Genomic DNA, 12,306 nt, shown 5'->3' on the forward strand with positions numbered 1-12,306 from the left:
ATATGCGCTTACTACTACTCTCCTTAGCATTTTGTTTTTCATCCGCACTGGCTGCTCAGGTCGGCGGATTGTTTACCTACGAATTTCTCAACTTTGCACCTTCTGCCAGGGTCTCGGCACTCGGGGGCACACATATTGCAGTGGTTGATGATGACATCAATATTGCCGCCAACAATCCGGCAGCCCTCAATCCGCTGATGCATGAACAGCTCTCTTTTAGCCATGCTTTTCATCCTGGCGGCGTTCAATATGGCTATGCTGCGGGGGGCTATTACCACAAAAAGCTAAAAACCACCTTTTCTGGTGGCATTCGTTATGCCAACTACGGTACTTTTGACCTGACCAACAACCTTGGCCAAGTTGAGGGCGACTTCAAAGCAGCAGAGTACGGCATCAGCATTGGTGCTGGCCGACAGCTTGCAGAACGACTGCGCGGGGGGATCAACCTCCGGTTTGTCACTTCTCGTCTGGAAAGCTACAACTCAGCAGGAATCGTAGCGGACCTGAGCCTCTTGTATCAGGATACCGCTAAAAACCTGATCATAACCATGGTAGCCCGCAATGCTGGCCGCCAACTGAGTACTTACCGAGAAGATAATGTAGAACCGCTTCCTTTTGAACTTCAGGCGGGGATCAGCAAGCGACTGAAACATTTGCCTTTCCAGTTTTCGCTCATCTATCGCTATCTCGATCGTTGGAATATTCTTTACGATGATCCAAATTCAACAGAAACCACCCTTCTTTTTGGGGATGTGGATTCAGAACAGACCAATACAGAAATCTGGTTTGATAATTTTGCCCGCCACTTTGTTTTCAACGGAGAACTCTTTGTGGGTAAAAAAGATAATTTCCGCCTACGTTTTGGCTACAGCCATCTATTGCGCAAAGAACTGAGTATAGAAGAGTACCGTAGCCTCGGAGGATTCACCTTTGGCGCGGGAGTAAAGATCAATCGTTTTCGATTAGACTACGGTAGAACCAACTTTCACATTGGCGGCGGCGTCAATCATTTGACAATCGGAACAAACATCAAAGAGTTTCGGTAGACATTCTCAATAAAAAAGGAATTAGATGAAAAATTATCTCACTATTATTTGCCTCATAATATTTAGTGCACATTCCTATGCCCAGGTAGGAGGAAACCAAGTTTATCAAAATAACAACAACAGGAATCAAAGCCCTGCCTCCATCAACAAGAGTAGTATTGTTTCAACAGCTTCTAACTTGACGATCAATGCAAGTGTACTGTTGAATAAAGAAGCCGACTATTACCTGATGACCGTTGGTGTCAAAGAGGAAGCAAAAACGGTTATTGAATGTAACCAACAGTTGAATCAAAGAATCAACTCCTTTCTATCCGACTTGTCGAAAGCGGGCATCAAAGGAGAGGATGTTTATGCTGATTTTATTTCTCAAACCAAATTATACGATCACAGTATAGAAGGCAATGTCATTACGGAGTTTTTCGATGGGTTCGAAATAAGAAAAAACCTCATCATAAAACTAAAAGAGCTAGCGGTCATTGACGAAATAATTGAGTTGGCCTCGAAGCAAGAAATCTTTGATATCGTCAAAGTCGAATACTTTAATGATGACCTTGATCAAATATATGACGAGCTATTTGACGAGGCCATGAAGATTATTGAAAACAGAAAAGCGAGATTCTCAGCACATAGCTCCTTCACTGTCACGGATCGATACAGAATTATCCAAGATCATTTCGGCATACATAACCCCCAAAACATGTACAAACAATACAATGAAGCTTTTGAAAGCTCTGTTGTAAACACCCACTATTCAGGAAACTACATCAAAGAATCTGTCAGGAAAGACAAGACCTTCTTTTATGAAAGCGCGCAAAATAGCTTAGCCGTAGACAAGGTGATTGATGAAATATCTCCAGTCGTTGGTATTCAGTACAGCTTGCAGATGAGTATAATCTATGACTTGGTTCGGTAGAGCATTTTCATGTTCAATCCCTGGACTTTCTGCAAAAGTCTATCTAAACTAATACCCTTCGAAATGAATACCCGTATTCTCTCTGCTTTAATAGTACTTAGCCTTCCTTGTTTTCTAACGGCCCAGGTTTTTCTGAATTTGGATTTTGAACACGCTCAGGAAGGCTCCGCTTCACCACAAAAATGGTATGCTGGAGGCGATGGTTACATCGTGGAATTAGACGAGGAGGAGCACATCCAGGGGGATTATAGCCTTGGAATGTTTGCGGACAAGTCTTCTCCAAAAAGTTTTGGTGTAGCAACGGGTAACTTCCCTGTCGCGATAGCACGCGGTAAACAAATACGATTCAGTGGATACATCAAAACGAGCAACCTTACCAAAGGAAGTGCTGGTTTATGGATGCGGGTAGATGGCCCCGAAGGCGTCTTGGCCTTTGACAACATGGACAATAAAAAGATAAAAGGAGACACCGAATGGACCAAATATGAAATGGTGTTGGATGTGCCTCAAGAAGCTGCCAATATTAATTTTGGAGCACTCCATTCTGGCATAGGCCATGCCTGGTTTGATAACCTGGAAATTTTTCTTGACGGCGAATTGTACGATAGCCCAGCCCCTCTCAAGCGAGCGCCTACGACGGAAGAAATAGCCTGGCTCAAGTCCCGAATTATCCCTCTCAGTACAGTTGATCCGGCACAATCTATCGGAGAGGAAATCCTAAAGCTAGAGGAAGATTTTAAAAACGCAAAAGTGGTGGCACTAGGTGAGGTTTCGCATGGCTCTAGCGAAATTTTTCAAATGAAGCACCGCCTCATTCGCTATTTGTACCAAGACTTAGGTTTTACTCGCTTTGCCTTGGAAGCCAACATGACGGAAGCCTATGCCGTTAATAGCTTCCTACAAGGCAATGATCAGCCTTCTATTGGACAATTGCTGTCAGACATGTACTTCTGGACCTGGAACACGCAGGAGGTAAGCGACCTCATCCAGTGGATGAGCGACTACAACCAACAAACGGCCAGCGACCTGGAGTTTACCGGTTTCGATATGCAATATTTTGCAGGGTCTGTTTCAGCCTTGTCGCAATTACTGGGAGAAGAAGAACTGGAAGGAGTCAGCAAAGAATTTCAATATTTAAAAAATTTACGAGAGCAGCAGAATTCCAGCGTATCCTTTTCTCCGGCCCAGTCGACTTATGTCAGGGAAGAGTTTTCTCGTATTCAGCAGCTCATCAATGAGCAAGACTTTGATACTAAAACCTTGTTTTGGGCTCACCAGCAGGTTCGACTGTTAATTCAGTACGCTCAAATGAACAGCTTTCTGAGTCGCGACAAGTTCATGGCCGAAAACCTCCATTGGATACATCAACAGTCACCAGAAGAAAAAATCGTTCTTTGGGCACACAATGGCCATGTTCAACAAACGGACCGGCGAATGGGGGATTACCTAGATGAGGTTTTCGGTGACGATTACCTCTCCATTGGTTTCTCCTTTTATGAAGGAAGCTACACCGCGGTGGGCGAAAATGGCCTTAACACCTATCCGGCCCAAACCGCTTATTCCGGGACTTACGAATATTTCTTTGAGGCTGCCGACGAGCCTATCTTTCTACTTGACCTCCGTAACATTGACCGCAATGAAGCAGCAGCACAGTGGATTTTTGCCAATTTGCCTTTTCGGTCAGTAGGCGCGATGAAAAAATCACAGGAATTCCAGGAAGCGGCAATTTATGATGATTTTGACCTGATCCTTTTCATCAGAGAATCCTCAGCATCGCAACGGCTATAAAAAAAACCTGAACCGGTTTCCCAGTTCAGGCAACGACAATAATACTACACTATCAAATAATTATCTTAGAAAAAACCGGTCATCAGAAGCAAGGCAGCTGTACTCAGACCTAGTACAAGGATCAACACCAAGCCTGTGGCCATTTCCATTCTTTTGCGATCACTCTCCATTTGCGCCTTAAAACGCTGAGCGACCAACGGAGACACCGGCTCCATAATTTCGTTGCTTGTTTTAGCTAACGGTAAGCCTGTTGTGCGGAAGCCTACATTACGCTTACGCTGTAAACGACGATTACTATTGATCATCTGGCTGGCTGAAATCATGAAGCTCATAATGGGTGTATTTAGCGGTGAAAGAATAAGGGCAGTCCCCTTTGCACATCGCTAAGTTGCTGTAAATCTGAGCACTGCGCCGCTTCTTTCGGCAAGAATACTGAAATTATCGACGAGAGATAGGGAGAGATTAGAAGAAGGCAAGTAACTGGATAGCGGAAGAAAGAGGCTAATCATACCAATGCGATCTACGGTTGGAGAGTGCGCGCTTCGCGCAAATGGGCCGTTCATATAGATACAATGTACTAGCCCCCCTTCATAATTGGTTTTAATGGTACAAGGTGATCCAGCTTTTTCAAAACCTAAGCCTCAAATCCCCAACAAATCCCAATCTTTCAACTCACCCTGCGTCTTTTGCCAATCGCGGCTCAAGCCTAGGCAGTAGCCGCCACCGCCAGCACCGCAAATTTTGAGGAGGTAGCGGTCGCTGGCCAGGCCTTGTTGCCAAACAGCCTCAATACTAGGCAGCACCATGGGCGGAAGCTGGTCGATTTGAAACTGGCTGATTTGGCGGAAATGTTGCCATAATGCTTCCTGCTGACCAGTGAGCAAGGCATCAACAGCTGCATTGTTAGGAGCGATCCAATCTGCGCGAACAGCAGTTCGAAAAGCCTCTTCTTCATCAAAACGCTGTGTAAAATAGTTGACCAATGGAGCCGTTTGTCGCGCCTTGCCCGTATCCAGCAAAAACAACTTCCAATCCGATGGCAAAGACGGAATCGTTTCTTTTTGAAAACCACCATCGGGAAGTAAGCGTATGGCCTGCTGTAAATAAATAATCAAAGGATCAGTGCCAGAACTGGTACCGTGAAAAAAACTTTCCATTCGGGCAAAGAAAGCCTTCGCCCCTTCTATTTCCAGTTGTGCTTCTCCCTGTGGTGTAACATAGGTGGTGTATACCGCAACACACACAGCCCCCGAACTTCCTAAACCATAACCCACAGGAATATTAGAATCCAGATAATGGCCAGCAGCAAGATCTTCTCGAAATTGTACAAGGTCAAATGCTCCTGGAAAATGCTCCTCCAAATAAGCGACTAAATCCACCAAGCCCGCTTGCTGAGCGGCCGTTCCTCCTGTTTTCCATTGGCTGTGCCGTGCCCACAACGGAGCAGCCAGTGCACTAGAGCCGCGCAGTATGGTATGCTCTCCGAAAAGCAAGACTTTGGCTGGGATTTTTTTGTCCACTATCAATTTATTTCTCCAACAGCATATCACTGTAGGAATTTTGCAAAAGGTCTTCCTCCGCTATCGCAAACAAGTCGAGATAAAATTGGCATTGCTCGTGCAAGCGTTCCGCGCCGATGCTGCCATCTGCATCAATGGCCTCGATTTCGACGAAGGTGCCCAGCTCTTTTACGGTATCCAGATGAAATTTCACATTATCAAGAAAGTAAATTTCGCGCTGCTTGTCGACTACAACTTTTACGCCTAAAGCCGTTTGCAACAAAACTCTTAGCGATTCACTATCGGTAGGTTTGTACAAATGTACTTCCGACGTTTTGGGGCCTGCCTGATCAGGGCGCTGGTAATGAATGAGGTTGTTCTCAATATTGCCCTCGCGGAGCTTCAACCGGCCGTTGGCTACCTGAAAGTAGGTGTCAATTTGGTGATCGGTGCCCCGAAAATCGGCGTTCCTTTCTATTAGCAACTGACGAATGGCCTCCTGTTGTTGCTTGCAGCGTGCTTTTATTTCTATGTTCAAATGCATGGATCGAAATTATTTAGAGCTTGCTGTAAATATACACGACTACACCGAGGCCTAACAACAAAAAACCGGCCCATTGCCAGAACGGTCGTTGCTGAATAAAGTTCAACGGCTCCGTGCTTCCTTTTTGTACAAACCCGGCCCAGAAGAAGGGGTGGCTCAACCAGCTTTCATTGTTAGCCATAAACTGTAATTGAGCTTGCCGTAAAGCTTCGTCTTTGGGCAACTCATTAGCAAGGTGATCATAAAAATATTGCATGAGCTGCGCCGAGGCTCGGTCGCTTATTTTCCAGTGGGTCGTCACCATGCTTTGTGCGCCGGCGGCGGTAAACGCACGCTCCAGGCCTACAATGCCTTCCCCAGCCTGCCATTCTCCCAAACCGGTTTCGCAAGCGCTCAGCACCACGAGTTTGGCAGCGATAGGCAGTTGGTATATTTCTTCTACCTCTAGCTGATAATCAGCGGTGTCATTTTCGGCGAAAGCCAGAAAGCTGAAGTCGCCATGAGTATTATTGGCCACTGCGTGAGTCGCCAAATGAAGGATAGAATAATCAGGTGCAAGCGTCCGAAATACTTCTAGCCGAGCGGCATCTCCAATAAAGGCGTCACAAGGGAATTTTCCGGTTAGATAGGCGACTTCTGCTGCATTTTCATGCAAAGGCCCGGAAGAACGGGTACCATCTCCTCGGAGATAACCCGCCTTAAACCTTGGAGCAAATGCCAAGATTTCTTGTCGTGACGCAGCTATCCTTGAGGCTTTTTTACTCAAATAACTTTCGAGCGTGTAGCGATAATTGAAGCTGTAGCTACGGATAGCAAATGGCCATAAGTTCAAAGGCAAGTCTCCTGCGGCCTCTTCTTGCAAAAGCAGCGAAAAAGGCAGATACGACAAGGGGCCATCCGGCAGCAATAACAGCCTTGATGTTGCAATACCTTCAATGGGTTGTAGTAATAACTGGTACAACTCATAACTAATGGTAGCCAAAACATGAAGGTCCTCCATGTTAGCCTCACTCGGATGGTCGTGAATACTTGCACGTAATTGCTCAACCAATTCCACTAAACGCCTCTCGCCAAAGGGGATTTTCTTAAAAACCACACCTTTATCACTTAGCCCCAGCAAAAACAGCGCCTCCTCTGTTGAGTAAAAAGCTACCAGTGTTTGCTCATTTTGCCGAAGCCTCGTTTGCAATGCCTTTGGATCAAGGGCAACTTCTTCCCAAAATGCTCGTCGATTTTGCCCAACACGAAGTTGTGCTCGCAACTGAATATTTTTGTTCTGTTCCAGCACCTCCAGTGCTTCAAAAAAGTAGCTGGCCTCCTTAGTTTGCTGATAAGCCTGCTGAAGAATGGCCAAGGAAAAACTTTGACTAAAATCTTCTATGCCAGCACTGATTTGAATATCTCGGAGGTGAAGAAGCTGCTCTCGGTAAGCATAATGGTGCTGGCGGGCCAACCGGTCCGTTTTCAGCGCTTGCTGTAGTAAATGCTGCTCCTGCTTAACCAGAAAATGCTGAAAGAAATTACCGGAAAGACTTGCATAAAGATCAGCTAATCGAAGATCACGATTGGGATCATTAGCCGCCACCGCATTTATTTGTTCCTCCAACAAGGCTTGCCCTTCACGGTATCGCCCCTGCGATTGATAGCAGAGGGCCAAATCTCGCTTAAGCTCTTCCTGCTCAAAAGTAAGCCCCGCTGCTAATTGCTGATAGTTATTCAAGGCCTGTTCGAAAAAATACTCAGCGCTATCCAGCTGCCCTAAGCCATAGAGGGCATTGCCATACAAGGCTTGAAGCGCGGGCAATTGCTGATCGCTAATTTCTCGTAAAGAGGCACCTCCCAATAGAGTTTTAGCTAATTTTTTCGCACTCTCAAGGTTGCCATGATGGTAGAAAAAATGTAATCGAAACAACTGAAAGCGATAGTAATTCTTATCGCTTACCGCTGGATTTTGGACAATCTGTGCCGCCTCTTGCATCCTCCTGATCGCCTGTTCTTCCTCACCGGTACGGTCTTTTAAGTCTGCGAGGCGGATCAGGTTACTTACCAAGACTTCCTCATGGTGCTCGATTTGTTGCTTTAGTGGAATCGTTGCGAGGTATTCACAAATTTTCTCCCGCAAAGAAATAGCCGTTTCATACTGCCCAGTGTAGAGGTCTAGCAGAAAAGCATACTGGTTCATTTGTGGTAAAACAGCTAGCGAATATTCCGGATAATGCCTCCGAACAAGCTGCATACTGCTATCTATATGTTGAAAAGCAGCAGGAAAATCATTCTGTTCTTGATAAACCTGAGAAGCCAGCAGAAAGACCTCTGAACGAAAGATATCCGTTGATAAGTTCGGAGGTAATTCAACACGTAGCATATTAACAACACCTGTTATAGTGCTTGGTGTGGTGGCTTGATCCGCTTGTATAGACAAGGCCTGAAAACGCGCACGCTCTTCTTGCAATTGCTGCCCGACTAACTTGGCTCCAATACAAGAAAACAACAGCCAGAAAAAGAGAAAACTTCTAATAACCGCCTGATAATTGGTAAAAGCAAACAATAGATAAAGGAGTTAATCAAGAAGGCCGCATAGCTTCCTTGTTGGCTGGGATAAAGTATTCCCGTTTGCCGTCTTCGGTGATATTTGTTTGCCGAAAATACGAAGAACGCTTCACTACCGGGCTATCGAGTGCCTGACGATGCAGTTGTTCGTAAGTAGCATAATCAATGGCCGTTCGTTCATCGAGGCGTTGTCGCAATTTGAAGCCTTGTACCACCTGCTCCCATCCTGTTTGCAAGCGCCCCTGAAAGACTTTACTCTTGGAGCCGCTACCATAGGCGAAAAATCCAAATACAGCATCAGGCGATAAATTATTTTGCTCCAGCCCTGCTTCGAGCGTACCCAACAAGGCCAAGAAAACAGACCCAGCGTACATATTACCTACTTGTCCTGATGCTTCTTCGCTGGGGGCTATACGTTCTGCTACAAAGCTTCGGTAGAGCGGTGTTTTGGTTACGGCTCTCCAAAAGCCGGTGAGTGCTTTTTGATAAACAACTTCGTCTTCAAAATCAGTGGCTTGTGGCAATTCCAAGCCTATTTGCTCTGCCAAAGCAGCTGCTTGCCCTGTTTGCTGCATTTCCTGCCAGAAGATTTCGCCGAACATTCTTCGCGCCTGAAAAGCATAAGGGAGGTGAAAAATGAGCCGATCCCATCGAATTGCCGTAGGCTCATCGCTTGTCGTATTGGTTTCGTGACGGTAGTTGATCAAAGCATCCTTGATGCGCTCCTGGTAACAATCATTGGAATAAGGCCCATCAAAAACAGGCGTATCCTTGTGTAAAGTCAAGAGTTGTTCATTGCTATCCAGTACGCCTTTCACCTCAATACCATCCTGAAGCTGCTCCGTAAGTTGTTCAACATCAACATGATTACGACTGGCAAGCTGAAGCGCTTCTGCGATCACATCACTTTTCTTTACCTGGCGCAATGGCTTGTAAAAATCATAAACGGCTCGGGTGCTTACGCCCCAATCTGGATCAATAGCCAGCAGGCGAGGATGACGTTTCACCAAAGTGGCAATAGCACCAGCTCCTTGTGTATATTCACCCGTTGACCCCAGCTCATACTTAGCATTGTCAGCAGCAACAACAATCCCTAAACGTCCTTCTTTAGCCCTTACCCAATCGAGTGTATTTTGCAAAGCATCAACAGCACCAATACAGGCGAAAGTCAAATCGACTACGTCACAATTGAGGAAACAATCTGGGCCATAAATCGGCGCAAAATAGGCTTGCAACATCTGCAACGCATAGGTCGCCGTGGGTTTTGCACCATCAATTGCACTCTCTGTCCCTAGATACAAGCGACCAATCTGCTGAGGACGGAGGTCATTTTTTTCGATGAGCTCACGTACAGCATTTGCCATCATGGTAGCGGCATCTTCGCCAACATCAGGAACAGCCATCGCTGTTAATCCCAAACCTTTATTCAGTTTAGCGTATTCGATACCCCGGGCGTCCGCCAAAGTAGCAATAGGCAGATACACCTCGGGGATATAAGCTGCTAAATCATCAATACCTGCGGGAATCTGCTCGTACTTTTCCATAATAACTATCCTGATAAAAAATCAAAATTAACAGGAACCAAACAAAAAGGAATGCCTTGGGTTCATAAACGCCAATTGCTAGCTGGTGTTAATTACGATTCCTGAAAACACAAAACCACACACACAAAACTGACAATCAATTACTTATCTCCTTACTTCACAAGATATATAGTATACAATCAGGAACGATTAAGCAGCAGTCTCCAACAGGAAACCTCCAATTCACTCAACCCCTGACGGTTTTTCTTGTTTGAAATAAATTGACTACTAAGTAGTAAATTTGCGTTCCAGAAAACTAACAGCATGATTATTCTCCTTTCTCCTGCGAAAACATTGGATGAAACTCCTGTACACGGTATCCCTCACACGGAACCTCGATTACTTCCTCAAAGTGCACAGTTGATTAAGAATTTGCGCCGTAAGTCCGTTGCAGACTTGCAGGGCTTGATGAAGATTAGCGAAAAGCTAGCAGTACTTAATAAAGGACGCTACAAAACGTATTCAGAAACCTTTACGGAGGAAAATGCCAAGCCAGCAGCACTTATGTTCAAAGGTGATGTTTATACGGGTCTGGAGGCCAATAGCTTCACGGATAAAGAGTTGGCTTTTGCCCAAGAGCATATCCGTATTCTCTCAGGTTTGTACGGATTACTACGCCCATTAGACCTGATCCAACCCTACCGATTGGAAATGGGTACTTCTCTTAAGCTAGGTCGCAAAAAAAATCTTTACGAATTCTGGGGTGATAAAATCACAGAACTGGTCCAACAAGACCTCGATAAAGCAACAGGTGATACTGTCCTGAATCTCGCTTCACAGGAATACTTCCAATCGGTGAAGACGGATAAACTCAAGGGACGGCTGATCAACATTCACTTCAAAGAAGATCGTGATGGCAAATTAAAGGTGATCTCTTTTAATGCCAAGAAAGCCCGCGGCAAAATGGCACAACTCATCGTCAAAGAACAAATCACCGAAGCCGAACAAATCAAGGAACTCGTCGCCGACGATTACATTTACCAAAAGGAAGGTTCTACGGATTCCGACTGGTTATTTGTGAAATAAGCTCTTAAGGCGGAAAAGGAAGGCTATTTAACAGCTACTAATACTCCTCGTTCAAACAACCTTCCTCCTTCTCTTTTGCTCTTTATACTGCATTGATAATAAATTCCGCCCTAAACCTAGCTAATTCCTTGAAAATCCGTAATTTTGCGCTTCTATGAAAAATAGCTTATTAATAAGTTTATCCGCTGTTCTGCTTCTTATGCTTACAACTGCTTGCAAAAGCGAGTTTGAGCGTATCCGTACAAGTGGTGACCCTACTGAAATTCTCGCCAAGGCTGACGCCTATTACGACGCAGAAGAATACCTCAAAGCACAGACTTTGTACGAATTGGTTATTAGTAGCTACCGGGGTCGCCCGGAGGCCGAAAGCATTTCCTACAAGTATGCTTACACCTACTACAATCTGGAGCAATACATTCTGGCAGCTTATTACTTCAAAAACTTTTCGTCTACCTACGGGGCTAGTCAGTACCAGGAGGAAGCACAGTTTATGCATGCTTACAGCAACTACAAACTGTCACCAACTTTCCGGTTGGATCAATCCTATTCCTTGACCGCCATTGAGGCTTTTGAAGAATTTGCCAATCAGCACCCCGCTAGCGAAAGGGTAGCAGAATGCAACACCCTGATTGACGAAATGCGTAAGAAACTGGAAGTAAAAGACTTCGAAGCAGCAGTATTGTACTTCGATCTTCAACAATACCAGGCAGCTATACGTTCTTTTGAAAACCTTTTGATTGAATTTCCGGATACTAAGAAGGCCGAAGAAATTCGTTATAAGATTGTTCGTTCCGCTTACCTGCTTGCACAAAACAGTTTTGTCGAAAAGCAAGAAGAGCGTTACAATGATATGTTAAAGCGAGCCGAAATCTATCTAGCCCGTTACCGCAGTAGCGAAAATGCAGTAGAGGTACAGAAAATGATTGACGAAGCTCAAAATCGATTAACACAACTGGAATATGTCAGATATTAAGAACAAAGTGCAGGGGCTTGATCCTAACGTTCGCGCACGTGACGTGCACGGATTGGCAAGCAACACAGACAACATCTACGAGACGCTCAACATCATATCGAAGCGTGCACGTCAGTTGGCTGTTGACCTCAAGCATGAACTAAACACGAAGCTCGAAGAGTTTGCGGTTTCTTCTGATACCATCGAAGAAATTACCGAGAACAAAGAGCAAATCGAAATCTCTAAATTCTACGAGCGTTTACCGAACCCGGTAATCATTGCTACGGAAGAATACCTCAACGATGAGTTGTACCACCGGTATAACGACAAAAAGAACGTGGAAGAGTAAAATCTTTCAGGTTTTATAACGCTTTAAATCAGTGCAGTCGACAGGGTATTTCCATC

The 12,306-nt window shown here is 45.1% G+C and carries 11 protein-coding genes; 6 read left to right on the forward strand and 5 right to left on the reverse strand.

What is annotated here, in order from left to right; genetic code table 11:
• The first annotated feature begins 2 nt into the window (after window positions 1-2).
• From porQ to A3EU_RS0111760, 3 genes are all read left to right on the forward strand, one after another.
• A complete protein-coding gene (gene porQ, locus A3EU_RS0111750) occupies window positions 3-1,046 on the forward strand; it encodes a type IX secretion system protein PorQ (RefSeq protein ID WP_020536363.1) in 1,044 nt (347 codons plus the stop codon).
• Window positions 1,047-1,071: 25 nt separating this feature from the next.
• The gene (locus A3EU_RS0111755) at window positions 1,072-1,959 is read left to right on the forward strand and encodes an SIMPL domain-containing protein (protein WP_020536364.1); all 888 of its coding nucleotides are present in this window, start codon (window positions 1,072-1,074) and stop codon (window positions 1,957-1,959) included.
• 63 nt (window positions 1,960-2,022) lie between these two features.
• Window positions 2,023-3,747 (forward strand): erythromycin esterase family protein, encoded by a 1,725-nt coding sequence (locus A3EU_RS0111760; RefSeq protein WP_020536365.1) that lies wholly within the window; start codon window positions 2,023-2,025, stop codon window positions 3,745-3,747.
• Between the two features lie 65 nt (window positions 3,748-3,812).
• Here A3EU_RS0111760 and A3EU_RS0111765 read toward each other — a convergent pair whose 3' ends face one another.
• From A3EU_RS0111765 to A3EU_RS0111785, 5 genes are all read right to left on the reverse strand, one after another.
• Window positions 3,813-4,079 (reverse strand): hypothetical protein, encoded by a 267-nt coding sequence (locus tag A3EU_RS0111765; RefSeq protein ID WP_020536366.1) that lies wholly within the window; start codon window positions 4,077-4,079, stop codon window positions 3,813-3,815.
• A gap of 309 nt (window positions 4,080-4,388) precedes the next feature.
• Window positions 4,389-5,267: a mevalonate kinase family protein gene (locus A3EU_RS0111770; RefSeq protein WP_020536367.1), complete on the reverse strand. Its 879-nt coding sequence runs from the start codon at window positions 5,265-5,267 to the stop codon at window positions 4,389-4,391.
• 7 nt (window positions 5,268-5,274) lie between these two features.
• Entirely contained in the window at window positions 5,275-5,790 is a 516-nt protein-coding gene (locus A3EU_RS0111775) for a class IV adenylate cyclase (RefSeq protein ID WP_020536368.1), read from the reverse strand.
• Window positions 5,791-5,803: 13 nt separating this feature from the next.
• Complete coding sequence (locus tag A3EU_RS0111780; protein ID WP_020536369.1) at window positions 5,804-8,338, reverse strand: CHAT domain-containing protein; 2,535 nt, start codon at window positions 8,336-8,338, stop codon at window positions 5,804-5,806.
• A gap of 16 nt (window positions 8,339-8,354) precedes the next feature.
• Window positions 8,355-9,884 (reverse strand): hydroxymethylglutaryl-CoA synthase family protein, encoded by a 1,530-nt coding sequence (locus A3EU_RS0111785; RefSeq protein WP_020536370.1) that lies wholly within the window; start codon window positions 9,882-9,884, stop codon window positions 8,355-8,357.
• A 303-nt stretch (window positions 9,885-10,187) separates the two neighbouring features.
• Between A3EU_RS0111785 and yaaA the strand changes: the two genes are divergently transcribed.
• The 3 genes from yaaA to A3EU_RS0111800 all read left to right on the forward strand — a co-directional run bounded on the left by yaaA (window position 10,188) and on the right by A3EU_RS0111800 (window position 12,250).
• On the forward strand, window positions 10,188-10,949 hold the full coding sequence (gene yaaA / locus A3EU_RS0111790) for a peroxide stress protein YaaA (protein ID WP_020536371.1): 762 nt from the start codon (window positions 10,188-10,190) through the stop codon (window positions 10,947-10,949).
• A 154-nt stretch (window positions 10,950-11,103) separates the two neighbouring features.
• Window positions 11,104-11,922 carry an outer membrane protein assembly factor BamD gene (locus A3EU_RS0111795; RefSeq protein ID WP_026211356.1) on the forward strand — a complete coding sequence of 273 codons (819 nt, stop codon included), beginning with the start codon at window positions 11,104-11,106 and terminating at the stop codon, window positions 11,920-11,922.
• On the forward strand, window positions 11,909-12,250 hold the full coding sequence (locus tag A3EU_RS0111800) for a DNA-directed RNA polymerase subunit omega (protein ID WP_020536373.1): 342 nt from the start codon (window positions 11,909-11,911) through the stop codon (window positions 12,248-12,250). The genes A3EU_RS0111795 and A3EU_RS0111800 overlap by 14 nt, the downstream gene beginning before the upstream one ends.
• Window positions 12,251-12,306 lie beyond the last annotated feature (56 nt).

The organism is Lewinella cohaerens DSM 23179, assembly GCF_000379805.1.
Lineage (GTDB): Bacteria > Bacteroidota > Bacteroidia > Chitinophagales > Saprospiraceae > Lewinella > Lewinella cohaerens.

Coding starts and splice junctions, on each gene's coding strand:
- A3EU_RS0111765 (WP_020536366.1), bottom strand. CDS start 4,079: ATGAGCTTCATGATTTCAGCCAGCCAGATGATCAATAGTAATCGTCGT.
- A3EU_RS0111760 (WP_020536365.1), top strand. CDS start 2,023: ATGAATACCCGTATTCTCTCTGCTTTAATAGTACTTAGCCTTCCTTGT.
- A3EU_RS0111795 (WP_026211356.1), top strand. CDS start 11,104: ATGAAAAATAGCTTATTAATAAGTTTATCCGCTGTTCTGCTTCTTATG.
- A3EU_RS0111755 (WP_020536364.1), top strand. CDS start 1,072: ATGAAAAATTATCTCACTATTATTTGCCTCATAATATTTAGTGCACAT.
- porQ (WP_020536363.1), top strand. CDS start 3: ATGCGCTTACTACTACTCTCCTTAGCATTTTGTTTTTCATCCGCACTG.
- A3EU_RS0111775 (WP_020536368.1), bottom strand. CDS start 5,790: ATGCATTTGAACATAGAAATAAAAGCACGCTGCAAGCAACAACAGGAG.
- A3EU_RS0111785 (WP_020536370.1), bottom strand. CDS start 9,884: ATGGAAAAGTACGAGCAGATTCCCGCAGGTATTGATGATTTAGCAGCT.
- yaaA (WP_020536371.1), top strand. CDS start 10,188: ATGATTATTCTCCTTTCTCCTGCGAAAACATTGGATGAAACTCCTGTA.
- A3EU_RS0111800 (WP_020536373.1), top strand. CDS start 11,909: ATGTCAGATATTAAGAACAAAGTGCAGGGGCTTGATCCTAACGTTCGC.